The sequence below is a fragment of the Streptomyces sp. NPDC033131 genome, assembly GCF_055578365.1.
The window spans coordinates 232611-257417 of sequence record NZ_JBVIPA010000004.1 but is presented as its reverse complement, the minus strand read 5'-3'; the positions used below and the strand labels follow the sequence as shown (position 1 = coordinate 257417).

Below are 24807 nucleotides of genomic sequence, written 5' to 3'. Positions count from 1 at the left end.
TCTCGTGAGGGGCGTTCCTGTGTGCCGTCCGACTACCGCAGGCGGCCCACGCCGCCGAACTCGATCCACTCGTGGGTGAGCTGACGGGGCGCGACCTCCGTGTCCGGGCGCCAGGTGGAGACCTCGACCAGGCCCGGGTCGAGGACGTCCAGGCCCTCGAACCACTCGGCGACGTCCTTCTCCTGACGCACCCGGCCCCAGTGGCCCTGGGTCGCCTGGTCCATGAAGTTGGTGACGAACTCACGGACCTCGGGGTCCTCGCTGACCAGCTGGCACATCACCAGGAAGCTGCCGGGCGCCAGGCGTTCGGCCACGCGCCGGGCCACCGCCTGGGGTCCGTTCGTCTCGCTGTCGGGGATGCAGTGCATCACCGAGTTGAAGAGCACGGCGACCGGCTGGTCGAAGTCGATCAGACGCTGCGTCTCGGGGTGCGAGAAGATCGTGTCCGTCTCCCGCATGTCCGCGTGGATCACGGCGGTGCGCTCGTCCTGCTCCAGCAGGGCGCGGCCGTGGACCAGCACCATCGGGTCGTTGTCGACGTAGACCACGTGCGTTTCCGGGTCGATGCGCTGGGCGACCTGGTGGACGTTGTCCTGGGTGGGCAGGCCTGAGCCGTGGTCCAGGAACTGGCGGATGCCGTGTTCCGCCGCCAGCGTCTTGACGACCCGCTGGAGGAAGCGCCTGTTGTTGACGGCCAGCCGGCGCGTGCTGGGAACGACCTTGTCGAGTTCTTCACACGCCGCCCGGTCGGCCGCGTAGTTGTCCTTGCCGCCCAGGTAGTGGTCGTACATGCGCGCGGCCGTGGGCACCGTGGCGTCGATCGACGTGGACAGCTTGTTACCGGTCTCCATCTTTCCCCCAGCTTCATGCCGTGCCAACTGGCCTGGCAGGACAGGGAGTCCATCCTAGAGACCTGAGGTTTGCGGATGCCAGTCCGGGCCCGTTCCCGGTCTCAGGCGGCGTCCAGTGCCGTACGTTCGTCCGCGGTCAGCACGAGGTCCGTGGCGGCGGCCGAGTCGCGGATCGTCCCGGGGCGGCTCGCGCCCGGGATCGGTACGACCACCGGCGACTTGGCGAGCATCCAGGCCAGGCACACGCGCTGCGGGCTCACTCCGCGGGCCTCGGCGATCCGCGCGAAGGACGCGTGGGAGGAGCCCAGTTCACCGGCCCGGGAGATGCCGCCGAGCGGGCTCCAGGGCAGGAAGGCGATGCCGAGTTCGTCGCACAGGCGCAGTTCCGGCTCACTGGAGCGGAAGGCCGGGGAGAACTGGTTCTGTACGGAGACCAGCCGGCCGCCGAGGATCTCGTTGGCCAGCCCGATCTGTTCCGGGTCGGCGTTGGAGATCCCCGCCATGCGGATCTTCCCCTCGTCGAGGAGGTCGCGGATCGCGCCCATGGACTCCGCGTAGGGCACCCGCGGGTCGGGGCGGTGGAACTGGTAGAGCCCGATGGCCTCCACGCCGAGGCGGCGCAGCGAGGCCTCACAGGCGTCCTTGAGGTGCCTGGGGCTGCCGTCCAGGGTCCAGCTCCCGTCGCCGGGGCGCAGATGCCCGCCCTTGGTGGCGACCAGGACGTCGCCGCCCCGGTCGTGGGAGGCGAGGGCCTTGGCGATCAGGGTCTCGTTGTGTCCGACGTCGTCGGCGTCGCGGTGATAGGCGTCCGCGGTGTCGATCAGCGTCACGCCGGCGTCGAGGGCCGCGTGGATCGTGGCGAGGGAGCGGGCCTCGTCCGGCCGGCCTTCGAGCGACATGGGCATGGCGCCCAGGCCGATCGCGCTGACTTCGACGTCACCGATACGGCGAGTGTGCATGGGCTCGTGACCTCTTTCGGGTGTCGCGCGGTCCCCGTCGGCGTCCGGCGCGCCGGACTCGGGTGGGCGGCAACGCCGAACACACTCCAGCGTCGCTGGCCGGGTGCCGGAGGTCCAATAGAAGAACGAGAACGGATTCAGCAGCCAGGGCGCTGAATCCGTTCTCGTTCAGACTGCGCGGCGGTACCTGCGCGCCGTCGGACCGCGTGACCTCAGGAACTCCGCGATCTCAGGGCCGGCGCGACGTGAGGTACTTCTCGACTCCGGGGGCGCGGTGCGCCTCCTCCGCGCCCACCAGCCCGCCGACCGCCTTCCGGTCGGGCCGCAGCACGTAGGTGGACAGGCTCGCGGGCCGGGCCACGTCGGAGAAGTCCTGCGGTGAGCCGAGGCCGGTGTCGGCGTTCTTCTGCGCGCGGTGCGCCTTGACCACGTCCTCCCTGGCCAGGCTGCCCGCCTCGCAGGCCTTCTCCAGGTCGGCGCCCAGGAGCTGGGCGGCGTTGTATCCGGACAGCACGCCGGAGTCGACCGGGGAGCCGGGGTACTTCTTCCCGTACGCGGCGACCATGCGGCGCACCCCGGGCAGGTCGGAGCTCACGGCGGGTGCGGCGCTCACCACGTGCAGCATGCCTTCCAGCGCGGCCGCCGCGGGCGTCTTCATGAGCTGGGGCGCGAAGCCCGGGGCGCTGCTGACGATCGGCACGCGCAGTCCTCGGGAGGCCGCGACTCCGGTCAGGGAGGCCGTCTGGGCGGGTCCCGCGCTGATGAGGACAGCCTTGACGCCCGCCTTGCGCAGCGCGGACACCTGTGCGGACAGGTCCGTGTCGGTGGCCTTGATCTTCTGGCCGGCGACCTTCAGCCCCGCCTGCTTCGCCGCCCAGCGGGAGCCTTCCAGCGCGTTGGCGCCGTAGTCGCCCTCGAAGTACACGTGGCCGATCGTGTCGCCCTTGCCGAGTCCCTTCGTCCGGGTGAGAAAGTCGACGGCGGCGATCATGTCGACGTCGTACGTGGTGCCGAGGACCTGGACGGAGTCCTTGCCGAGGAGGGAGGCCGCCCATGCCTGCGGGAAGGTCAGCAACCGGTCGCGCTCGATGTCGTCCAGGAGCGCGGCGACGACGGGTGACCCGATGACCTGGGGCAGTGCCACCACGTCCGTCGAGATGTCGGCGTACGCGGTGACGGCCTTCTGCACGTCGTAGCCGTGGTCCTTGACGACGATCTCGACCTTGCGGCCGCACACGCCGCCCTTGGCGTTGGTCTCGTCGGCCCACATCTTCTGCGCCTGGACGATGCTCTTGCCGAGGGTGGCGTAGGGGCCGGTCAGGTCGGTCAGCGCGCCGAGCCTGACGGTCTTGTCGGTGACGCCGGGGCCCGTCTTCACGCCGTCGGCGCCGTCGCCGGTGCTCTGGTCGCCGGCTTTGGAGCTGCAGCCCGCCATCAGCAGGGCGACGGCCGCGGCGGTGGCGACGGCGGTGAGGCGGTTCCTGTGGTGCGTGACGTTCACGGGGTGTGCTCCTTGGCTCGTACGGCTGGGGTGGATCCCTGGGAGGGGGGCGCGGGCGTCGGTGGGTGTCCGCGGGAGCGTCCGGTGCGCAGTCGTCGGATCAGCCCGTGCAGTCCGCCGGGCGTGTACAGCAGCACCAGGACGATCGCCGCGCCGTAGAGGTAGCGGGCCGCCTCGGTCGGGCCGACGACGCCGTCGGACGCTCCCGGCGCCGTCACCAGCGGCAACTGGTCGGCGTAGCGCGTCATCAGCAGGGGAAGCGCGGTGACGAAGACGGCTCCCGCGGTGGCTCCGGCCACGGAGCCCAGGCCGCCGATGACGATCATGGCGAGGTAGTCGACGGAGAGCGCCAGGACGAAGTAGTCCGGCACGACACGGCGGAAGGCGAGTGCCAGCAGCACTCCGGCCAGTCCGGCGTACATCGAGGACACGACGAAGGCCGCCGAGCGGTACCGGGCCACGTGTACGCCCATCACCGCGGCCGCCGTCTCGCTGTCGCGCAGCGCCGCCAGGGCCCGGCCGGGGCGCCCGCGCAGCAGGCCGCGCGCCGTGAACCAGGTGAGGGCGAACAGTGCCAGGCCGAGGTACCACAGCCGTTCCGCGGCGCCGAAGGGCACGCCCAGCAGCACCAGTTGGGGATCGCTGTCGGTGAAGCCCGGCAGCGGCGGGACCGAGCGGCCATTGAATCCGCCGGTGACGGAGTCCGCGGTCAGCAGGACGTGATGGCCGAGGAACACCAGCGCGAGCGTGGCGACACCCAGGTAGATGCCGCGCACCCGGCCGGCGACAGGACTGAACAGTCCGCCCGCCGCTCCGGCGAGGAGCACCGCCAGGACGAGGGCGAGGACGGGCGGGAGCCCCGGTCCGGGCTCTCCCGCCAGCCACACGTAGCCGTACGCTCCCACGGCGAGGAAGAAGGCGTGGCCGAGGGAGAGTTGTCCCGCGGTCCCGGTCAGCAGGCCGAGGCCGACCGCACCGATGGCCGCCGCCAGCGAGAACAGGCCGATGCGCAGCCAGAAGGCGTCCAGGTAGAAGGGCAGTACGCACAGGAGGACGAGGGGGAGGGCTCTTTTCCCCCAGTGCAGGGCCCGGGCTGCGGTCGTGGAGTCAGACACGTGCCGCTCCCTTCGCGCCGAACAGCCCGGTGGGCCGCACGAGGAGCACCAGCACCATCACGGCGTACGGGGCGACGTCGCCGAATCCCTCGCCCAGGACGTGCAGTTCCGACTGGTATCCGGCGACGAGGGCTTCGGTCAGGCCGATCAGCATGCTGCCGGCGAGGGCACCGGCCGGTGAGGTCATGCCGCCGAGAATCGCGGCCGGGGAGGCCTTGAGGGCGATCTGGCCGGTGGTTCGCTCCAGTCCGGGGGCCGGGAAGGCGACGAGGAAGACCGCGGCCAGTGCGGCCAGAGCGCCTGCCAGGCACCAGGCGAGGGTGCGTACCCGTGCCAGCCTCACGCCCATCAGGGCGGCGGCCTCCCTGTCCTCGGCCGCGGCCCGCAGGGACAGCCCCCAGGCGGTGTACCGGAAGAGGGCGAAGACCGCTCCGATGACCACGGCCGACACGACGATCGCGGCGAGCCTGCTGTCGGCGACGGTCACCGGTCCGAGATCGCGCACCGAGTCGCCCCAGGGGTCTCCCAGGGACAGCAGATCGCCGCCGATGCGCCGGGACAGGTCGGTCACCAGGACGATGTCGATGCCGATGGTCACGATGGTCTGCACATGGGCGGCGTGCGCATCCGGCTCGCCGCGCTGGAGCAGGAGGCGGTCGAGCGCTCCGGCCACGGTCGCCGTCACCACCACGGCGAGGGCGAGGGCGCCGGCGAAGCCGAGGTCGTCGTGCAGGACCGCGGTGAGGTAGCCGCCGAGCAGGAGCAGGGAGCCGTGGGCGAAGTTCAGTACGCCCGACGCCTTGAAGATGACGACGAAGCCGAGGGCGACGAGGGCGTAGACCGAGCCGAGGGCGAGGCCGTTCAGGAGGTTGTCGAGGAGTCCGGTCATGCCACGTCCTCCTGCGGGGTTTCGGTGCCGAGGTAGGCGCGCAGCACCTCGGGGTCGCGCCGGACCTCGTCGGGCGTTCCGCCGGCGATGCGGCGGCCGAAGTCGAGGACGGTGACCTCGTCGGCGAGGCGCATGACCAGGCCCATGTCGTGCTCCACGAGGACGACGGACAGGCCGAGTTCGGTACGGACGTTGCGGACGGCCTCGGCGGCGCGGGCGCGTTCGGCGGCGTTCATGCCGGCCACGGGCTCGTCGAGGAGCAGCACGCTCGGTTCCAGGCACAGGGCGCGGGCGAACTCCACCCGCTTGCGGTCGCCGTACGGCAGCAGCGCGACCGGTGTGTCGAAGTGGCCTCCCAGGCCGGTGAGTTCGGCGATCTCGCGAGCCCTGGCGAGGTGTTCGCGCTGTTCGCGGGCGGCCCACGGCAGGCGCAGGGCGCTGGCCGCGAAACCCGCGCGGGACAGCACGTGCCGGCCGAGCATGAGGTTGTCCGCGACGGTTCCCTCGGTGGTGACGATGTTCTGGAAGGTTCGTGCCACGCCCAGGGCGGCGATCCGGTGCGGCGCAAGCCGGGTCAGTTCCGCGTCGCCGAGCACCACGGTGCCGGAGGCGGGCCGGCACAGGCCGGACAGGACGTTGAAGCAGGTGGACTTGCCGGCCCCGTTGGGTCCGATGAGGGCGTGCACCGACCCCGGGGCGACGGTGAAGGACACCTCGTCGAGCGCGGTGAGTCCGGCGAATCGCACGGTGACGTCCCGGACTCGCAGCTCGGGGGGCTCGGTGGCTCGCGGGTGCTGTGCGGAGGTGCTCACGCGGCCCCCCGGCCGGTGTCGGAGGGGTGGTCGGTGCCTGTCTGCTCGCCGAGGTACAGGCGGCGCACCGCGTCGGTGCGGGCGAGTTCGTCGGCGGGCCCGGACAGCCGGACCTCGCCCACCTCCAGGACATGGGCGTGGTCCGCGAGCGAGAGCGCCATGCCCGCGTTCTGTTCGACCAGCAGGACGGCGGTGCCCTGGGCGTTGATCTCGCGGACGACCTCGGCGATCCGGTGCACCATCTGCGGGGCCAGGCCGAGCGAGGGTTCGTCGAGCAGGAGCAGGCGGGGCGCCGCCATCAGGGCGCGGCCGATGGCCAGCATCTGCTGTTCTCCGCCGGAGAGCAGGCCGGCGGCCTGCTGGGTGCGTTCGGCGAGCCGGGGGAAGAGGGTGAACACCCGGTCCCGGCCGTCGCGGACGAGTGCCGGGCTGCGCCGGCCGAGGCCGAGGCCCCCGCTGCGCAGGTTCTCGTCGACGCTGAGCCCGGCGAACACGCGCCTGCCCTCGGGCACCTGGACGACTCCGGCGCGTACCGCGGCTACCGGGTCCCGGCCGTCGAGCTCCGTGTCGCCGTAGCGGATGCGGCCGCCCGTGATCGTCCCGCGATGCAGCCTGAGGGTGCCCGACACGGCGCGCAGCAGGGTCGTCTTTCCGGCGCCGTTGGCGCCGAGCAGGGTGACGACGCCGCCGTGCGGGACGGTCAGTGACACCGAGCGGAGGGCGGACAGGGCACGGCCGTAGGCGACGTCGAGGTTCTCGACGTGCAGGGCGGCTTCCTCGTCCGGTGGACGTGCGGGCATCGCGGCTCCTCGTATCCGTGCCGGGCGGCACGGGCTGCGGGGGAAGGGGAGCTCACGACAGCACGGGGGCCGACCGCCGGTACAGGACTTGAGGCTCGGTCGCTGCGCCGTCCCAGTGCCCGCCCGGTGGCCTTGTGCGGCTGCCCAGGGGGTACGGGACGGCGGTCGTCGTCAGTCGCGCAGCAGTCGGCGGGCGGTGAGGGCGAGGCTGATCTCCACCACGTCCGTGGGACGGGCCGCCGACCGGCCCATGGCCCTGCCCGGCAGCCGCCCAAAGGGTTCCGGCACGGCGGTCACCGTCAGCCGAGCAGCAGCCGACGTGCCGTGAAGGCCAAGCTGATCTCCACCACATCCGCGGGGCAGGCCGCCGACCGGCCCATGGCCCTGCCCGGCAGCCGCCCAAAGGGTTCCGGCACGGCGGTCACCGTCAGCCGAGCAGCAGCCGACGTGCCGTGAAGGCCAAGCTGATCTCCACCACATCCGCGGGGCAGGCCGCCGACCGGCCCATGGCCCTGCCCGGCAGCCGCCCAAAGGGTTCCGGCACGGCGGTCACCGTCAGTCGCGCAGCAGTCGGCGGGCGGTGAGGGCGAGGCTGATCTCCACCACGTCCGTGGGGCGGGCCAGGGAACGGCCCGTCAGGTGCTCACAGCGCCGCAGCCGGTTCAGCACGGTGTTGCGGTGGCAGTAGAGCCGCTCGCCGGCCCGCTGCGCGGAGCCGTCGCAGGCGAGCCAGGTGGCCAGGGTCTCCAGCAGCACGTCCCGGTCCGCCGGCTCCAGGCGCAGCAGCGGGCCGAGCACCCGGTCGGCGAGGGCCCTGCCGAGTTCCGGACTGGTGACGACGAGGGCGGCGGGGAGGTGTTCGGTCAGCCGGACCGCACCGCCGCCGACGGGGCAGATGCCGAGCGCGGTGTCGGCCTGCCTGCGGGCGTCGCCGATGCCGGCCAGCCCTTCGACGACGCCGCCGACGCCGATCCTCGCGTCCGCCGCGGGACCCTCGGGCCGGGGCGCCGGTTCCGGCGGGTCGCCGCTGCCGACCAGGACGATCCCGTAGTCCGCTTCCACGCCGGTGTGCCAGTGGACGCGCAGGCCCTCGGGGACGGCTGCGGCTCGGGCGGCGGCGCAGCCGGCGGGGTCCGGGCCGGCGACCGCGACGACGGCGTACCGCCCGTGTTCGGGCAGGTCCAGCGCCTGGGCGGTCTCGGGCAGGTCGGCGATGCGGCTGGTGCCGTCGAGCAGGGCGGCGGCCAGCAGTCGCACCCGGTTCTCGCGCCGCCAGGTCAACTGGCGCTCGACCTGCCGGTAGGCGTCCGCGACGAGCGTGCAGTGCTCGTCGACGAAGTTCCAGACGTCGGACGCCACGTGGACGAGGAGGCGTACGTCCTCGGGGGCGGTCCGGGAGGTCTCCTCCACCAGTCCCTGCCACACCAGCGACCCGCCGAGGCGGAAGGCGTGCAGCAGGGCGTCCAGCGGCAGCCCTTGTTCGGCACGGGTGGCTCCGATCTTCCACGAGCAGCGGCGGGCCGCGTCCCGGGCGCTGCGGGGATCGATCAGTGAGGTCACGCTGTGCCGCAGCGACCGGTGCACTTCCTGCCAGGTCCCGACGCGGTCGCTCTCCAGCGCCGCCCGGTAGGCCGGCTCCTGCTCCTGGAGGACGGCCAGCAGCCGGTCGGTCAGGTCGGGCAGGTCGTCCAGCAGCACCCGGGCGGCGCGGTGCAGGACGTGCAGGGCGTCGGCGTCGATCAGCGACCGCATGCGCCTGGTCCGCGGCTGGGGACCGGGCACCGGTCCCGGGCGCAGCGCTGTTCGTGGCCGTACGGCGTGGTGCATCACGGTCCTCCCCCACGTTCGGCGGCGCGGCACGGCGTTCGCGGCGGACTCCCTGCCGGTCCACGGTCCTTCCCGCGGCGCCTGCCACCCGAGTCGTCCTGCCCCGAAGGATGGCATACCGTCCGGTCGGTCCCTAGGGTCGTGCACCGGTCTGTTCCTCCTGTTCGACCATGCGCGCCAGTTCGACCCGGGAGCGCAGGCCGAGGGCGGCGAAGACGTTCCGCAGGTGGTAGTCGACCGTGCGGGTACTCACGGCCAGCCGCAGCGCCACCTCCCGGTTGGTGGCACCCTCGGCCACGTACCGTGCGATGCGCAGTTGCTGCGGGGTGAGGCGGGACAGCGCGTCCGACCCGGCCGGGCAGGGAGCGCTCCCGTGCGCCCGCAGCTCCGCGCCGGTCTGCTGTGCCCACACCCGGGCGCCGCAGCGGTCGAATCCGACGAGCGCGGCTCCGAGGCGGTCGCGTGCCTCCCGCAGCCTGCGCCGACGGCGCAGCCACCTCCCGTACAGGAGTTCGGTACGGGCCCGTTCGAAGTCGCCGCCCGCCTCGTCGTGCAGGGCCAGGGCCCGGCGGTAGAACGCGTCGGCCTCGTCCGGGCCCGCGAGCAGGGCACGGCAGCGGGCCAGCTGGGCGGGGGCCTGCGGATCGGCACCGAAGGCCGCCCACCGGGCGAACTCCTCCATGACCGTCCGGCTGTCGTCGGGGCACCCGGCGAGCACGGCGGCCTCCACATAGCAGGGCACGGCGAGCATCCACACCGCGAAGTGCCCGCGCCGGGGGCCGGGGTGCACCAGCGGGCCGAGCCGGTCGGCGGCGTCGAGGGGGCGGCCGCGTCCGAGATCGGCGCGGGCGGCCGCCCACTGCGCGAGCGTGGCCGCCTGGGCCAGCCCGTGCCGGCGGGCGATCGTCAGCGCGGCCGCGGCATGCCCGGCGACCGAGGTCGTGTCCCCTTCGATGGACGCGGCCAGGGCGAGCACGGCGTGGTGGTGGGCCGCCGTGTTGCGCTGTCCCGCTCGCAGGGCGGCGCGCAGGCCCTGGCCGGCATGGGTACGGGCCTGCGCGTGGCGGCCCGCGCGCAACTCGGCGTACGCCAGGTACTCAAGTGCCTGCGGTACGAGCGCCGCGGCTCCCCGGTGACGGGCCGCCGCCAGGGCCCGCGCACCGGCCCGGCGGGCCGCGCCCAGGTCCCCGAGCAGGAGGGCGGCGGCCGCCGACCGCAGCAGGCCCTCCGGTTTCTCACCGGTGCGGGCGTACTCCACCACGCGCCGCAGCGGTACGGCCGCCCGGTCGAAGCGCGCCTCCAGTACGGCACGCATCCCGAGCGCATGGTCGCGCACCGGGTCGTACCCGCCGCGTTCCCGGTCCGTCCCGGCGCTCGACGGCGGGAGGAGCCGGGTGGTGTGGCGGGGGTCGCCGCCGGCGGTTTCGCATCCGAGCGCCCTGAGGCAGGCCGCCCGGTCGCCCGCCGCCCACGCCGCGACCGCGGCGGCGAGAACGGCACGGACGCGCTGTCCGGGGGCGTCGGGACCGAGCAGGGCCGCGGCGAGCATCAGGGACTCGTGGGCGTCGCCCACGGGTCCGTCGCGCAGCTCCGCCAGCCCCCGTACCAGTTCGGCGCGGCCGCGCACCGCGGCCGGTGCCGCCCCGCCACCCGTCGCGGCGAGCAGCCGCAGCGCCCGGTGCGGGCGTCCGGCGAGCAGCGCCTGCTCGGCCGCTGCCGTGTACCTCTCCGCCCGGTTCGGTCCGTCCGTCGTCGGCACGGTCCTGGGTCCGGTCATTCCCGCGACGCTACTGACCCGTAACGAGAGGCGGAAGCCGCACGTCCGAACGGGTGGACGGCTTGTGCCGGCGCCCAGCCTCTCCGAGGGGCGGCCGTGCACCGGCACAACGCCGTCGGCGCCGTCAGGAGCCGTGCGGGCAGTTGCCCCGGTACTCCTCGATCGTCAGGCTCGGCCGCGGCAGCGGGCACAGGAACTGCTCGTAGCGGGTGTCGTTGTCGATGAACCGCTTGAGCCAGGAAACGCTGTACTTCGCGATCGTCGTGTTCGACGTGATCGGTGCGAAGTGGGTGGCGTTGTTCAGCTCCAGGTAGGCGCGGTCGAGGGAGGAGGGCAGGCTGTTGTAGAAGGGCTCGGCGTGGCTCGCGACCGATGCCACGCTGTCGCCGTCGGCACCGACGATCAGGGTGGGTGTGCTGATCTCGGGCCAGGACTTGTCGGTGTTCCAGGGCGTCAGGGGGATCGCCGCCCGGAGAGCGGGCCGGGACTTCGCGGCCTCGAGACTGCCGCCGCCGCCCATCGAGTGCCCCATGACGCCGAGCCGGCTGCTGTCGATGCGGGCGCGCACCGGGCTGCGTTCGGTGAGGTGGTCGAGGGCGGCGAGCAGCTGGCGGCCCCGGGAGTCCGGCTGGTCCAGGGTGCTGAGGGTGTCGATCGTGAAGACGACGAAGCCCTGGGACGCCAGGCGCGGTCCCAGCCAGGCGATGGAGGACTGGGTCCCGGTGTAGCCGGGCGAGACGACGACGGCTCCGAAGGTTCCGTCAGCGGTGCGCGTGGGGTAGTAGACCGTGCCGCCGCCGAACCCGGTGACGGCCGCGCGGGACACGGTCGTCTCGGAGACGGCGTAGGGACCGCGCAGTGCCTCGATGGAGGCGTTGGTGGGTGCCGGGCCGCGCTCGTACGGGTTGTCGGCCGCCTGGGCGCCGGGGACGGCGAGGGTGCCGAGCGCCACGGTCGCGGCGATCGCCGCCAGGGCACCGGTGAACCGGTGGGCTCCGGGACGGCCGACGCGGTGCGGGGACGGGCGGAAGGCCCCGGGAAGTGCGGTGTTCTGCGGGTGCTGGTGCACGACGAGTCGTCCTGTTCTGTCGTGGCGGGCCGCCCGGCGGTGGGCCGGCACACCACGGGTGTGCCGCGTCGGCGGGCGCCGCGGACTGCTGGTCGTGCCACTGTCGGCGGGCGCCCCCGGCGCGGGGACCGGCAATGTCACCGGTCTCGTGCCGCCGCCCCGTCCCGCCCTCGGCCGCCCCAGGGGGCTTGCGCGTCCGCCCGGCCGGTGTGACACGCTCACCCTCGGCGCCCGCTGAGCCGGTCGTCACCAGGTCGTAGGGCGTGGAGAGGCGGCGGCATGCGCATCGGACTGCTCGGAACCGGACCCTGGGCCCGGATGGCCCACGCCCCGGCCCTGAGCGCACACGAGCAACTGGACTTCGTCGGGGTGTGGGGCCGTCGCTCGGACGCGGCCAAGGAACTGGCCGACCTGCACGGCACGCGCGCCTACGACGACGTGGACACGCTGTTCGCCGATGTGGACGCGGTGGCCGTGGCCCTGCCGCCGGCCGTGCAGGCGGACCTCGCGGTGCGGGCCGCGCGGGCGGGGTGCCATCTGCTGCTGGACAAGCCCCTCGCCGCGACCGTGGCGGAGGGGCGGGCGGTGGTCGAGGCCGTCGAGGCGGCCGGCGTCGCCTCCGTCGTCTTCTTCACCACCCGCTTCCAGTCGGAGACCGGCACGTGGATCGCCGAACAGGCGGGGGCGCAGGGCTGGTTCACCGGGCGGGCCGAGTGGCTGGGCTCGGTGTTCACCAGTGACAGCCCCTTCGCGGACTCGCCGTGGCGGCGGGAGAAGGGCGCCCTGTGGGACGTGGGCCCGCACGCGCTGTCCGTGCTGCTGCCGGTGCTCGGCGACGTCCGGCGGGTGGCGGCGGCCGCGCACGGCCCGGGCGACACCGTGCACGTGGTCCTCGACCACGCGGGCGGCGCGTCGAGCACGATGACGCTGAGCCTCACGGCCCCGGCCGCCGCGGCGGGAGCTGTCCTTGAGCTGAGGGGCGAGTCCGGGGTGACGCTGCTTCCGGAGAGCCCCGAGGGGGTCCTCACCGCCCTGTCCCGGGCGGTGGACGTCCTGCTCGACGCCGCCCGCACCGACCAGCCGCACCCGTGCGACGCCCGCTTCGGACTGCGGGTCACCGAGATCCTCGCGGCGGCGCAGGACGTGCTGGACGGCGACTGACGGCGGGATCCGGCGACGGCTTCCTCGCCCGGCCGGCCGCTCGGCCCGCCGGGCGAACCGCTAGTCGGCGAACGGCTCGTCGCTCCACCGGAACCAGGCCCGGTCCTGCTCGATGTGCAGCAGGAACTCGGGCACGGGACCGTCCGGCGAGGACAGCGACACGCGGTGCCGGATCTCGTCGTAGGCCGCCTCCCACTCCTGCCGGTGCGCCTCGTCGTCCCGCTCCGCCAGGGCGAGCTCGCGGACGAACAGTTCCCGGACCGCGCCGTACGCCGGACCGGCCGTGAACCTCCCCGCGAGCCAGGGGAAGTCGACGTCGTCGATCACGATCTCCCCGACCGCCTCCTCGCCGCTGCGCACCCGCCAGACCTCGCCGTCGAACCCCACCGCTCCCGCCTCCGTCGCCCGCCGCCGATCCATCCGACGATCAGGATGCCACCCGGCACCGGCAGACGGCCGGAGCCGTCTGACGGTGCCGGGAAGGCCCGCTCACCTCAGCCGGTGCGCGGCTGGAAGTTGATGCGCTCCCGTACGACGGGGAAGCCCGCCTTGGTGAAGTTGGCGGCCATCGGGAAGTTGCCCTGGTCCGTGGCGGCGGAGACGAACTCCGCGCCCTGCTCGACCAGGAAGTGGGTGCACTCCGCCAGGAGGTCGTAGGCGTAGCCGTGTCCTCGCTGCTGCGGCAGGACTCCGATGAAGCCGACGCAGGGGCCAGACGGATTGTGCGCCGGGATGTGGATCCCGACCGGTTCTCCCTGCGGGGTGTGGGCCACCTGCCACCATTCCCGCGGCGACGGGCACCAGTGGAAGAAGTCGATCTCCTCCTGGGCCGCCTGGTCCACTCCGCCCTCCTCGATGGACCGCAGGGCGTGGGCGTCCAGGGTCACCGAGTGGATGCGGCGCAACGCGTCGAGGAAGACCTCGTCGTCCGGCTCCGGGCGGAAGACCAGCCGGCCGGGCCGTTCGGGCAGGCCGCACTCCGGTGTCCAGCGGTACAGGAAGCGTTCCACCAGGAGCTCGTACCCGGCCTTGCGTGCGGCCGTGAAACGGGACTCGGCGGCAGCACGCAGGGCGGGGTCCTCGCGCCAGCCTCCGGGCAGGTTCAGTTCGAGTTCGACCTGCCAGGGGACGCTGCGCAGGAGTTCGGCGCCGGCCTCCTCCTCGCCCTCGGCCACGTCGAACCAGTTGATGTTGAGGGGTTCGGCGTCGTCGGGTCCGCCCCACCAGGCGCCGCGTGCCACGACCGCGCCGTCGCGCAGGGCGACCCGCTTCCAGTCGGGGCGGTGCCGGGTGGTCCGGTGTCCCTCACGTGCGCCGAGCGGGTCGGGCAGGGTGTCGAAGAGATGGGCGTCGCGCTCGTCGAGCGCGCGGATGACCGGGTCGGTCATGGGTGTGTCCTCCGAGAAGCATGCTGCGTGGAGCGCTCCCGGTCAGACGAAGCACGCCGGAGCAACGGAAAGGGAGCGCTGGGTGGTTGTCGTGATCTGCACGGCACTCGCCTCCTTCCGTCGGTCTCAGGGCGTGGCGCCTCACGGTACACCGTTCGAGTGGCCCGTGAAGGCTATTTGTCCGCACGCAGCCCCATGGCGCGGACACGGCCCCGGCATGCGGGACGGGGGCCGGCGTAGCAGCGTAGGGATGTGAGCACTCTGCGCGGCCGGTGGTCGCGCCCCGAACGGGACCGGCGTGGCTGGCTGCGGGGCGCCCCGCCGCCGGGCTGGGTGCGGGTGCTGCCGGCCGCTCTGCTGGCAGGCGTGTGTGCGGCGACCCTGATCAGCTCCGCACCGCTCGACATCGGGTTCGTGCTCGGCGCCATCCCTCCGCTGGCCGTCCTGTCCTACGGTCCGGCGGCGACCGCGGTGCTCGGCGCCTCGGTGGTGGCGGTGCTGTTCGTGCCTGCCTTCCACCTGGACGATCCCGGCAGCACCGACCTGCTCACCGTGTGCTTCGTGGCCGCGCTGAGCGTGTTCGTGTCGTTCGTGCGCAGCCGCCGCGACGCCCAGCTGGTCACCGAGCGGGCGGTCGCCCAGGCCGCGCAAAATGCCGTGATGCCGCCGTTGCCGCCGTGCGTGGGGGCCGTGCGGTGTGCGGGCCTGTACCGGGCGGCGCAGCGCGGGACGCTGGTCGGGGGCGACTTCTTCGACGTGCGGGAGGGGCCTTTCGGGGTCCGGGCGGTCATGGGTGACGTGCAGGGGCACGGGCTGTCGGCCGTCGCGACGGTCGCCGCGCTGCTGGGGGCCTTCCGGGAGGCGGTGCTCGACCAGCCGGACCCGGAGGCGGTGGCCGCCCGGCTGGACCGCAGGCTGGAGCTGGACTCGGCGGGCGAACGGCACTCCGAGCTGTTCGCGACGGCCGTGCTGCTGGAGTTCGCCGCGGACGGGCGGGCGGTGCGGATCGTGGCGTGCGGGCATCCCGCCCCCGTGCTGCTGCGGGACGGGCAGGTCGTCGAGCTGGACGTCCCGGCGGGCAGCCCGCTCGGTCTCGGACTGGCCGACTCCGTGCCGCCGGCCGGCCGGACGGTGCCGCTGCGGCCCGGGGACCGGCTCTTCCTCGCCTCCGACGGGGTCACCGAGGCCAGGGACGCGGCCGGCGTGTTCTATCCCCTGACCGAGCGGCTCACGGGCTTGACCGACGACGACCCGGCCGCCCTGGCGGTGCACGTGTGGGCGGACCTCGTCGGCTACAGCAGGGCCCTGCACGACGACGTCACGATGCTCGTCCTGGCACCGGGGCGGCCGCAGCGTCCCTGAGGCCTCAGGTCCGCTCGCGCTCCCCCTCGGTGTCGATGTGCGGGAGGATCCGGTCGAGCGGGCGGGGTGTCCACCAGGCGTGGCGTCCCAGCAGGGTCATCACCGCGGGGACCATCAGCAGCCGTACGACGGTGGCGTCGATGAGCACGCTCACCGCCAGGCCCAGCCCCAGCATCTTGACGACGATGTTGTCGCTGACGATGAAGGCCGCGAAGACGCTCACCATGATCAGCGCGGCGCAGGAGATGACCCGCGCGGTGATCTCCAGGGCGTGGGCGACCGAGGCCTTGGCGTCGCCGGTGCGCAGCCAGGCCTCGTGGACGCGGGACAGCAGGAAGATCTCGTAGTCCATGCTCAGTCCGAAGATGATGGCGAACATCATCATCGGTACGTAGCTCTCGATGGGCACCTTGCCGGAGACGCCGAGCGCGGGTCCGCCCCACCCCCACTGGAAGACGGCGACGACGACGCCGTAGGAGGCGGTGATCGAGAGGACGTTGAGGACGGCCGCCTTGAGCGCCACGAGCAGGCCGCGGAAGACGATCAGGATGATCAGGAAGGACAGCGCGACGACGACGCCGATGATGAGGGGCAGCCGGCTCGCGACGATGTCCCGGAAGTCGACCTGGGCCGCTGTCGTTCCGGTGACGTAGCCCTTGGCGTCCGTGCCGGAGACGGCGGCGGGAAGGGTGTCGTCGACGAGACGGTTGGTCAGGTCGGTGGTGTCCGCGCTCTGCGGGGATTTCTCCGAGTAGACGGTGGCGATGAGGACGTCGCCGTCCTGGGTGGGCGTCAGCGAGGTCACGGTCGAGGCCCCGGCGACGGCGTTGAGGGTCTTCTGCGCCGTCGAGGTGAGGGTGTCGCGTTGTGACGACGGTACGGAGGTCTGGTCGATGACGACGGTGAGGGGGCCGTTGGAGCCGGGCCCGAAGGCGTCGGTCATCAGGTCGTAGGCCCGCCGGTCGGTGTCGGACGTGGGGTCGGCGCCGTCGCCGATGTGGCCGAGCTGGATGGACAGGACGGGGATGGCGAGGATCACGACGGTCGTGACTCCCGCGGCCAGGAAGCGCCACGGCCGCCGTGCCACCCGCTGGGCGTAACGGTGCCAGGTGCCCTCGGACACGGCGCCGCCGGCGGCGTCGGTCTCGGCGACGGGGCGCCGCACCCGGTAGCGGTCGATGTGGGTGCCGATCAGGCCCAGCAGGGCCGGGACCACGGTCAGCGCGCCGAGGACGGCCGAGACGACCGTGACGGCGGCGGCGAGGCCGAGTTTGCCGATGAAGGACACGCCGGAGGCGGACAGGCCGGCGAGGGCGACGATCACCGTGCAGCCGGAGACCAGGACGGCGCGTCCACTGGTGGCGGCGGCCTGCCCCGCCGACCGGACGGGGTCCTTGCCGTCCATGAGGTTCTGCCGGTGACGGGTGATCAGGAACAGGGCGTAGTCGATGCCGACGCCGAGCCCGATCATCGTGGCCAGGGTCGGCGAGACGGTGGCGAAGCTGAAGGCCGCGGCCAGCAGGCCGAGGCAGGCCAGCCCGCCGATGACGCTGATCAGCGCGGTCAGCAGGGGCAGTCCTGCCGCGAGGACGCTGCCGAAGCCGACCAGCAGGACGACGATCGCCACCGCGAAGCCGATCAGTTCACTCACCCGGTCGTCGGCGGCCGGCCGGGCCAGTTCGCCGAGCGGTCCGCCGTACTCGACCTCGGCGCCGGCCGCGCGAAGCGGCTGGACGGCGTCGTCGACGCCGTCCAGGTAGTCGTCGCCGAGGGTGGAGGGCTGCACGTCGAAACGGACCGTGATGTACGCCGTCTTGCCGTCCGACGTGATCGGGCCGACCTTCGACGCCTGGCCGGACAGCGGATTCTGGACGGCCAGGACGTGCGGCAGTTTCTGCAGGTCGCCGACGGTCGTCGACATCTGCGAGCTGAGCGAGGTCAGGGCTTTCTGCCCGTCATGCAGGACGATCTGGCTGCCGTAGCCGCCTGCCGCGGGGTCGTGCTGCTTCAGGACGTCCAGGCCCTGCTGGGACTGCACGCCGGGCAGGGAGAAGTCGTCGGAGTAGGTGCCGCCGTGGGAGCGGTTCAGGACCTGCAGTGCCGCCAGCGCCACGAGCCAGGCAACGATGACGATCACGAAGTGCCGTGCGCACCACTCCCCCAGTCGCCGCAGTGCCCCCGGAGCCGCGGTTTCCCCTTCCTCGTCCCCGGTCCGGGCGGCTGTAGGTGTAGCTGGCATGGGCCTCGTCTTCCGGTGGGCCGAATCGTCCGACACCGCCATTAGACGCCGGGGTGATCGTCAGGGCATCCCGAGTCGGGCGGGGGGCGCTCCGCGCCGCCCGGGACGTTTTCCGGTCCCTCGGGATGCAGGGTGAGCCTGGGCGTTGAATGGTGATAGCGGGCCCGGTGAGGGAAACCGGGACCGAGGAACTGTCCGGATCCGAGGAGCAGACATCATGCCGACGTCACCACCCGACGCGACCGGGCCGTCCGAGGACCGTGCCACACCGGACGCCCTGCTCCACACCCGCACCGGCACGGAGGTGTCACCCGAGGACGTGGTACTCGCCTCGGGCAAGGACCTCACCCCGCGCAACCTCGCATGGGCGAAGCGGAAACTGGAGGCGGAGGGCCCGGCCGCACTGGACAAGCTGCTGCCGTAGCCGGGAGTCCACCCACGTCTGCGTGGGCCCCGGGCCGCAGCACAGTCGGCCGTCGCTCTATCGAAGCGGGCACCCGGACTGCCAGACTCCTGAGGTGCCCGACTTCGACATGCTCGTCATCGGATCCGGTCCGGGCGGCCAGAAGGCCGCCATCGCCGCGGCCAAGCTGGGCCGCCGGGTGGCCGTCGTCGACCGCCCCGACATGGTCGGCGGGGTCTCCCTCCACACCGGCACCATCCCCTCCAAGACCCTGCGCGAGGCGGTGCTGTACCTCACCGGTCTCAGCCAGCGCGATCTGTACGGCCAGAGCTACCGGCTGAAGGAGGACATCACCGTCGGCGACCTGACCGCTCGCACCCAGCACGTGGTCAGCCGCGAGGTGGACGTCGTCCGCAGTCAGCTGTCCCGCAACCACATCACCCTCTACTCCGGGACCGCCCGTTTCGTCGACGACCACACCGTCGCCGTGCGTGAGGTCACCGGCCAGGAACGGCTGGTGGGCGCCGAGCACTTCGTGATCGCCACCGGCACCCGGCCGGCCCGGCCGGACAGTGTCGAGTTCGACGGCCTGACGATCCTGGACTCGGACAACGTGTTCGCCCTGGAACGGGTGCCGCGTTCCATGGTCATCGTCGGTGCCGGTGTCATCGGCATGGAGTACGCGTCCATGTTCGCGGCGCTCGGCAGCAAGATCACCGTGGTCGAGAAGCGGGCCGGGATGCTCGACATGTGCGACGTCGAGGTGATCGAGTCGCTCAAGTACCACCTGCGGGACCTGGCGGTGACGTTCCGTTTCGGGGAGACGGTGGCCGCCGTCGAACGCCACCCCCGGGGAACGCTCACGATCCTGGAGAGCGGCAAGAAGATCCCGGCCGACGCGGTGATGTACTCGGCGGGCCGGCAGGGCCTCACCGACGACCTGCACCTCGACGAGGCGGGCCTGTCGGCGGACGCGCGGGGCCGCATCACCGTGGACGAGCACTACCGCACGGAGGTGCCGCACATCTACGCCGTCGGTGACGTGATCGGGTTCCCCGCGCTGGCGGCGACCTCGATGGAGCAGGGACGGGCGGCGGCGTACCACGCGTGCGGGGAGCCCGTCGCCCGGATGCACAACCTCCAGCCGATCGGCATCTACACCATCCCCGAGATCAGTTTCGTGGGCCGCACCGAGGACCAGCTCACCGAGGACCGGGTGCCGTTCGAGGTCGGCATCTCCCGCTACCGGGAGCTGGCCCGCGGTCAGATCATGGGCGACTCGCACGGCATGCTGAAACTGCTGGTCTCCTCCGAGGACCGCACCCTGCTCGGGGTGCACTGCTTCGGTACCGGCGCCACGGAACTCATCCACATCGGACAGTCCGTGATGGGCTGCGGCGGCACCGTCGACTACCTGGTCGACGCCGTGTTCAACTACCCGACACTCGCCGAGTCCTACAAGGTCGCCGCCCTGGACGCCACCAACAAGCTCCGCCTGATCGACCGGATCGGGGACTGAGCGTCCCGCTCAGCTCTCCTCGTCGTCCGGAAGCACGTCCGCGAGTTCGTCCTGCGGTCCTTCGGGAAGGACCGCGTCGTCCTCGACGACATGGACGGCGGCCTCCTCCGCGCCGGCGGCTCCCGCGTCGATGCCCACGTCGGAGGCGACGGCCTCCTTCGTGGTGTCGGGGTGGGCGCCCTCGTCGGGGGCCACGAGACGGCCGGCGCGGTCCGTGCCCGCCTCCGGGTCGATCGGCTCGCCCTCACCTCCGGGGGCGTCGCCGATGCCGTCGCCGGCGGGTCCGGTGACGTCGGGCACCTCCTGGGCGAGGCGCTGGTCGAGGCTCTCGCCGTCGTGCTGTTCGGAGGCCGTGGTGCCGTACTTGGTGACACCGAGCGGCTTCTCCGGCGGCGAGTAGCCCTCCGCGAGGGTCTCGTCGTACGTCCGCTCGTCGACGGCGTCCTGCAGGTCGAGCGGGGCCGCGTCCTCCTGCTCCTCGTTGGTTCCGGTGGGCTGGTACGCGTCGTCCCCCATCGGTTCGGGGTTCGTCCGCTCCGTGTCCATCGTCGCCTCCCTCGCGCGTCGCGCTCGTCTGTCTCGGGTGTCCTGATCCGCGTTTCCCGCTACGGGATCTCCAACCCCAAAAGAAGTACGGGAGTGGGGCTTTCGATGACCTTGGGAGGTTACTTCCCGGTCAATCTTGAAAGCTCAATGAGTCCCGCTATCATCACACGCACACACGGTGTGACCGACTGTCCACGCAGCGACCGCGCGGTATCCGCCACCCCCCTTTTCCCTTCACCGCCCCTGATCCGAGGCCATCCCTCACACGTCCGGGACGGGTCCACCCCCCACTCCCCTTACGCCGTCGGGGCCTTGTCCTCCCCGCGTCGTGCACGACCGAAAGCAGCGCATCCATGAGCAACTTCAGGGGCAGAGGGCTGCAGGCCAATGCCCTCGGCACGTTCGACACGGTCGTGATGGCCGTCGCCGGCAGTGCCCCGGCCTACTCGCTGGCCGCCACCACCGCGGTCCTGGTCGGCACGGTGGGACTGGCGAGCCCCGCGGCCCTGTTGTACTGCGCGATACCCATGCTCGGCATCGCACTGGCGTTCAGCTATCTCGGCCGGATCGACGTGAACGCGGGCGCCAGTTACTCATGGGTGGGGCGTACGCTCCATCCCTTTCTCGGGTTCATCAGCGGCTGGGCGCTGGTGATCTCGGCGACCATCTTCATGGTGGCGGGCTCGCTGCCTGCCGGGTCGATGACGCTCGCCCTCTTCGACGAGCAGCTCGCGGAGAACACCGCGCTGTCCACGCTGGTCGGCGCGGCCTGGTTCGTGGCCATGCTGCTGGTCGTCCTCGGCGGCGCCCGGCTCACCGTCCGCGCACAGCTCGTCATGTCCGGGGTGGAGCTGGCCATTCTGGCCCTGTTCGCGGTCCTCGCCGTCGTGCACACCGGCAGCGCCCGCGCCTTCGACTGGTCGTGGCTCGGCTTCAGCCACTTCGACGGTGTGTCGGGCTTCGCGTCCGGCGCGCTCATCGCCGCGTTCTACTACTGGGGCTGGGACGTCACCAGCAACCTGAGCGAGGAGACCCGCAACAGCCGCCGTACGACGGGGCTCGCCGGCCTCATCGGCATCGGCATCGTCTTCCTGCTGTTCGAGGCGTTCACCATCGCGGTGAACGTGATCCTCTCCTCCCGGCAGATCGAGGAGAACAACGCCAACGTGCTGGCCGTGCTCGGTGAGGAGGTCTGGCCGGGCTGGGGCGGCAAGCTGCTGATCGTCGCGGTGATGCTGTCCACCATCGCCACCCTGGAGACCACGCTCATCCAGGTCACGCGCTCGCTGTTCGCGATGGGCCGCGACCGTACGATGCCGTCCGCGCTCGGCCGGGTCCACCCCCGCTGGAACACCCCGTGGGTCGCGATCGTCGTCGTCGGCACGGTGGCACTGGTGATGCTGATCGCCTCCAACGCCCTGGGCACGGTCGGTGACATCCTCTCCGACGCGATCTCGGCGATCGGTCTGCAGATCGCCGTCTACTACGGGCTGGCCGGGGTCGCGGTGGTCGTCGCCTACCGCAGGATGCTGCTGAAGTCGGTGGCGAACTTCGTGTTCGGCGGGCTGTGGCCGCTGTTCGGCGCCCTGTTCATGTTCTGGGTGTTCGTCGAGTCACTGAGCGAGCTGAGCACCGCCTCGGTCACGATCGGCGTCGGCGGCCTGGCCGTCGGCCTGATCCCGATGCTCTGGTACTGGCGGCAGGGCAGCGACTACTACCGGCCGGCGAAGCTCGACGCCACCCGGACCGTCGCGACGGACTACGTCCCCGACGACCATACGGACGCGCACGCCCCCGTCCACGAGGGTCTGCCCACCGACTTCTGAGGGAGACTCCGATGGCGCGAGACCGTTTCGCTCCCGACTTCCACCCCGACTGCGGGGACACCGCCCTCAGCTCGGCCCGGCACGACATCGTCATCGGCCGCTGGCAGGGGCTGCGCGAACTCCTGCACGCCACCGGCCCCGACTGGCTCGCCCGGGGCCACCGGGTCCGGCTGCTCGCCCAGGCCTGTGCGAGCAGTTCGACGGCGGAGACGTGGCTCGCGGCCGAACCGCGCGGCGCCGACGCCCTGGTGCTCTACGCGGCGACCGAGACGGCCCGGGCGTTCAACCTGGCCATCGCCGCGGGCCGGGGCGTGCCGATCGGCCGGCACCGCGTCGACAGCGCGGTGCTGGCGTGCCTGCACGCCGCCGAGGCGTACCCGGACGATCCCACGCCGTGGATCTCGCTGATCTCCGTGGCGCGGCTGTACCCGGCGGGGGTGCGCCGGCAGGAACTGGCCCGCTGGTGGGACGAACTGCAGGGGCGGGACCAGTACAACGTGGAGGGCCACCTCCAGGTGCTGCACTACTACTCGTCCCGCTGGCACGGCTCGCACGGCCTGATGTACGACTTCGCCCGGGACGCGGCCGGCGTGGCACCGCCGGGCTGCGCGCTGCCGGTGCTGGTGCAGTACGCCCGAGTCGAGGAGTACCGGCACTCGCTGGACGCCGCGCAGGACAGCCGGGCCTCCGTGGGCCTCGGTCAGCACTGGAACAACGACGGCGCGATCAGCGACGTACGGCGCACCTGGCAGCGCTGGATCATGGGCCGGACGGAGGACGCGGTGCCGCCGGGCGAGCTGCGTGACGTCAACTACCTTGCGCACGCGGCCTGTTGTGCGGGCCTCCAGGACGTCGCCGGGTCGCTGCTGCGGATGCTGGGGCCGCGTGCCACGCGCACCCCGTGGTCGTACACCGGCGACCCGGAGAGGCAGCTCGCCAAGGGGCGCAAGGAGTTCAGGCTGCGTACCTGAACGGGCGGGAAAACACGGAGTGCTCCGTACCACCCGGCCGAGGGCGGTACGGAGCACTGCCGAGGGAGACTGCTCGTCAGCAGGTGCGGCCGACGTAGTAGGCGCCGCTGATCTTGCTCGCGGAGCCCAGCCAGGACTTGCCCGGGCCGACACATCGCTCGTAGTCGGGTGCCAGGGGGACCTCCACCTTGATGACGACCCGTGAACCGTCGGAGGTGCAGTGGTTGTAGAAGGCGTCCGAGCCGGTTTCGTAGAACCCGCACGGGTCGGCCGCCGCGGGGCTCGCGGTGGTGGTAACCGCGCCCATGGAGGTGAGTACGAGGGCGGCGGAACCGAGGGCGCCGGTCACGATACGACGAACACGCAAGGGAATCTCCCTGGTCGGTGGGGGGTACAACTGCCAACCCAGGATGGCCGGTGCGCCCCGGCGAATGATCATTTGCCGTGGCCGTTCACCTGGCGAATCGTTCTGTCGCTACGCCACTGGAGTGATCCCGGCCGGTTCTCGGCAAGCGCGAAGGCCCTCCTTGCTCACTCGGCTCCGCGCTCCGCGGCTGCCGCCAGGCCCGCTGTCCACTTCTCCTCGATGCGGGCGGTCTTCCACACCACCAGGGCGACGACCCACGTGGCGAAGAACAGGCCGACGATGACGAAGCCGAGGACGTTCAGGTCGAGGCCGGTCACCCAGTTCCAGAAGGTGCCGTGCAGGCCGAGCTTCCGCGCGAGCAGGCCGAGGAGTTCGGCGGTGCCGATGAGCAGGGCGACGGCGACGGACAGGCCGGTGATGGTGAGGTTGTAGTAGACCTTGCGGACCGGCTTGGAGAAGGCCCAGCCGTAGGCGAAGTTCATGAACGTGCCGTCGATGGTGTCGAGGAGGGACATGCCGGCGGCGAACAGGACGGGCAGGCACAGGATGGCGTACCAGGGCAGGCCGGAGGCGGCGCCCGAGCCGGCCAGGACGAGCAGCGCGATCTCGGTGGCGGTGTCGAAGCCGAGGCCGAAGAGCACGCCGAGCGGGTACATCTGCCAGGGGCTGGTGACCGACTTCATGACGCGGCCGAGGAGGCGGTTCATGAAGCCGCGGTTGTTCAGCTGCTCCTCCAGGGCGGCCTCGTCGTAGTGCCCCGAGCGCATCTGCCGGAACACCTTCCAGATTCCGGCCAGGACGACCAGGTTGACGGCCGCGATGACGTAGAGGAAGGCCCCGGAGACGGTCGTGCCGATCAGGTCGGTGACGTCGTGCAGCCGTGAGTCGTCGTCCCGGACGGGCCCGGCGAGGGCCTTTACGCCGAACGAGAGCAGCAGTGCCAGGACGAAGACGACACTGGAGTGGCCGAGCGAGAACCAGAAGCCGACCGACAGCGGTCGCCGGCCCTCGCCCATCAGCTTGCGGGTGGTGTTGTCGATCGCCGCGATGTGGTCGGCGTCGAAGGCGTGCCGCATGCCGAGCGTGTACGCGGTGACGCCGATCCCGATGCCGTAGGACTTCTCGCCGATGCCGTAGTGGTGCGGCGCGACGAGCACGACCAGCGTGAACCAGCCGATCACGTGCAGGGCCACGACCACGGCGGCCATCCCCCCGACCCTGATCCACTCCTGACGCGTCATGGAGCCGAGGACGCGGTGCCGGGCCGAGCCCCTCTCGGGGGCGGTGGCGGGGAGGAGGGGCGGAGCGGAATCAGGGCCGGCCGTCATCGGGGGGAGGATCTTCCTGTTGTGCGTACGGCCGCGTCGAGCAGCCTTGTGCCATCCTCCGGCAGCTGCAAGTCATGTGCAGTAAAGCCCGTGACAG

The 24807-nt window shown here is 72.1% G+C and carries 21 protein-coding genes and 1 pseudogene; 6 read left to right on the top strand and 16 right to left on the bottom strand.

The annotated features are described in order from the left end of the window. Nucleotides 1-32 precede the first annotated feature (32 nt). From ACZ5XS_RS08425 to bdeA, 10 genes and pseudogenes are all read right to left on the bottom strand, one after another. Nucleotides 33-851, bottom strand: a complete 819-nt coding sequence (locus tag ACZ5XS_RS08425) for an SAM-dependent methyltransferase (RefSeq protein ID WP_468649011.1) — start codon at nucleotides 849-851, stop codon at nucleotides 33-35. A gap of 101 nt (nucleotides 852-952) precedes the next feature. Further along, the gene (locus tag ACZ5XS_RS08420; protein WP_468649009.1) at nucleotides 953-1810 is read right to left on the bottom strand and encodes an aldo/keto reductase; all 858 of its coding nucleotides are present in this window, start codon (nucleotides 1808-1810) and stop codon (nucleotides 953-955) included. Between the two features lie 229 nt (nucleotides 1811-2039). After that, nucleotides 2040-3311: an ABC transporter substrate-binding protein gene (locus tag ACZ5XS_RS08415; RefSeq protein WP_468649007.1), complete on the bottom strand. Its 1272-nt coding sequence runs from the start codon at nucleotides 3309-3311 to the stop codon at nucleotides 2040-2042. Beyond that, nucleotides 3308-4426 carry a branched-chain amino acid ABC transporter permease gene (locus tag ACZ5XS_RS08410; RefSeq protein WP_468649005.1) on the bottom strand — a complete coding sequence of 373 codons (1119 nt, stop codon included), beginning with the start codon at nucleotides 4424-4426 and terminating at the stop codon, nucleotides 3308-3310. Before ACZ5XS_RS08410 ends, ACZ5XS_RS08415 begins: the two co-directional genes overlap by 4 nt. Beyond that, nucleotides 4419-5315 carry a branched-chain amino acid ABC transporter permease gene (locus ACZ5XS_RS08405; protein WP_468649003.1) on the bottom strand — a complete coding sequence of 299 codons (897 nt, stop codon included), beginning with the start codon at nucleotides 5313-5315 and terminating at the stop codon, nucleotides 4419-4421. The genes ACZ5XS_RS08410 and ACZ5XS_RS08405 overlap by 8 nt, the downstream gene beginning before the upstream one ends. After that, complete coding sequence (locus tag ACZ5XS_RS08400) at nucleotides 5312-6127, bottom strand: ABC transporter ATP-binding protein (RefSeq protein ID WP_468649001.1); 816 nt, start codon at nucleotides 6125-6127, stop codon at nucleotides 5312-5314. The genes ACZ5XS_RS08405 and ACZ5XS_RS08400 overlap by 4 nt, the downstream gene beginning before the upstream one ends. After that, nucleotides 6124-6927 (bottom strand): ABC transporter ATP-binding protein, encoded by an 804-nt coding sequence (locus ACZ5XS_RS08395; protein WP_468648999.1) that lies wholly within the window; start codon nucleotides 6925-6927, stop codon nucleotides 6124-6126. The genes ACZ5XS_RS08400 and ACZ5XS_RS08395 overlap by 4 nt, the downstream gene beginning before the upstream one ends. Nucleotides 6928-7482: 555 nt before the next feature. After that, entirely contained in the window at nucleotides 7483-8754 is a 1272-nt protein-coding gene (locus ACZ5XS_RS08390; RefSeq protein ID WP_468648997.1) for a PucR family transcriptional regulator, read from the bottom strand. A gap of 133 nt (nucleotides 8755-8887) precedes the next feature. Continuing rightward, nucleotides 8888-10507 (bottom strand): annotated as a pseudogene (locus ACZ5XS_RS08385) (helix-turn-helix transcriptional regulator); the annotation flags it as partial. Between the two features lie 148 nt (nucleotides 10508-10655). Next, entirely contained in the window at nucleotides 10656-11600 is a 945-nt protein-coding gene (bdeA, locus tag ACZ5XS_RS08380) for a bis(hydroxyethyl) terephthalate hydrolase (protein ID WP_468648995.1), read from the bottom strand. Between the two features lie 279 nt (nucleotides 11601-11879). Between bdeA and ACZ5XS_RS08375 the strand changes: the two genes are divergently transcribed. After that, the gene (locus ACZ5XS_RS08375) at nucleotides 11880-12761 is read left to right on the top strand and encodes a Gfo/Idh/MocA family protein (protein WP_468648993.1); all 882 of its coding nucleotides are present in this window, start codon (nucleotides 11880-11882) and stop codon (nucleotides 12759-12761) included. Between the two features lie 60 nt (nucleotides 12762-12821). Here ACZ5XS_RS08375 and ACZ5XS_RS08370 read toward each other — a convergent pair whose 3' ends face one another. Together ACZ5XS_RS08370 and ACZ5XS_RS08365 are read right to left on the bottom strand one after the other, a co-directional pair. Further along, nucleotides 12822-13148 carry a hypothetical protein gene (locus tag ACZ5XS_RS08370; protein ID WP_468649150.1) on the bottom strand — a complete coding sequence of 109 codons (327 nt, stop codon included), beginning with the start codon at nucleotides 13146-13148 and terminating at the stop codon, nucleotides 12822-12824. Nucleotides 13149-13255: 107 nt separating this feature from the next. Further along, nucleotides 13256-14149 (bottom strand): GNAT family N-acetyltransferase, encoded by an 894-nt coding sequence (locus tag ACZ5XS_RS08365; RefSeq protein ID WP_468648991.1) that lies wholly within the window; start codon nucleotides 14147-14149, stop codon nucleotides 13256-13258. 261 nt (nucleotides 14150-14410) lie between these two features. Here ACZ5XS_RS08365 and ACZ5XS_RS08360 point away from each other — a divergent pair, with 261 nt between their 5' ends. Beyond that, a complete protein-coding gene (locus tag ACZ5XS_RS08360; RefSeq protein ID WP_468649148.1) occupies nucleotides 14411-15511 on the top strand; it encodes a PP2C family protein-serine/threonine phosphatase in 1101 nt (366 codons plus the stop codon). A 4-nt stretch (nucleotides 15512-15515) separates the two neighbouring features. Here the strand turns inward: ACZ5XS_RS08360 and ACZ5XS_RS08355 are convergent, their stop codons facing one another. Continuing rightward, a complete protein-coding gene (locus tag ACZ5XS_RS08355) occupies nucleotides 15516-17750 on the bottom strand; it encodes an MMPL family transporter (RefSeq protein WP_468648989.1) in 2235 nt (744 codons plus the stop codon). Between the two features lie 217 nt (nucleotides 17751-17967). On the opposite strand from ACZ5XS_RS08355, the gene ACZ5XS_RS08350 reads away from it, so the two are divergent. Together ACZ5XS_RS08350 and sthA are read left to right on the top strand one after the other, a co-directional pair. After that, the gene (locus ACZ5XS_RS08350) at nucleotides 17968-18174 is read left to right on the top strand and encodes a hypothetical protein (protein WP_217237937.1); all 207 of its coding nucleotides are present in this window, start codon (nucleotides 17968-17970) and stop codon (nucleotides 18172-18174) included. Nucleotides 18175-18268: 94 nt separating this feature from the next. Next, nucleotides 18269-19672, top strand: coding sequence for a Si-specific NAD(P)(+) transhydrogenase (sthA, locus tag ACZ5XS_RS08345; protein ID WP_468648987.1), 1404 nt, complete (start codon nucleotides 18269-18271; stop codon nucleotides 19670-19672). A 9-nt stretch (nucleotides 19673-19681) separates the two neighbouring features. Here the strand turns inward: sthA and ACZ5XS_RS08340 are convergent, their stop codons facing one another. Beyond that, a complete protein-coding gene (locus tag ACZ5XS_RS08340) occupies nucleotides 19682-20218 on the bottom strand; it encodes a DUF5709 domain-containing protein (protein ID WP_468648986.1) in 537 nt (178 codons plus the stop codon). 353 nt (nucleotides 20219-20571) lie between these two features. On the opposite strand from ACZ5XS_RS08340, the gene ACZ5XS_RS08335 reads away from it, so the two are divergent. After that, nucleotides 20572-22044: an APC family permease gene (locus ACZ5XS_RS08335; protein WP_468648984.1), complete on the top strand. Its 1473-nt coding sequence runs from the start codon at nucleotides 20572-20574 to the stop codon at nucleotides 22042-22044. An 11-nt stretch (nucleotides 22045-22055) separates the two neighbouring features. Further along, a complete protein-coding gene (locus ACZ5XS_RS08330) occupies nucleotides 22056-23015 on the top strand; it encodes a hypothetical protein (protein ID WP_468648982.1) in 960 nt (319 codons plus the stop codon). 76 nt (nucleotides 23016-23091) lie between these two features. On the opposite strand, the gene ACZ5XS_RS08325 is transcribed toward ACZ5XS_RS08330, so the two are convergent. Both ACZ5XS_RS08325 and nicT read right to left on the bottom strand, forming a co-directional pair. Beyond that, on the bottom strand, nucleotides 23092-23364 hold the full coding sequence (locus tag ACZ5XS_RS08325; RefSeq protein ID WP_468649146.1) for a DUF6355 family natural product biosynthesis protein: 273 nt from the start codon (nucleotides 23362-23364) through the stop codon (nucleotides 23092-23094). 182 nt (nucleotides 23365-23546) lie between these two features. Beyond that, nucleotides 23547-24710, bottom strand: a complete 1164-nt coding sequence (gene nicT / locus ACZ5XS_RS08320; protein WP_468648980.1) for a Nickel transporter NicT — start codon at nucleotides 24708-24710, stop codon at nucleotides 23547-23549. Between the last annotated feature and the right edge of the window lie 97 nt (nucleotides 24711-24807).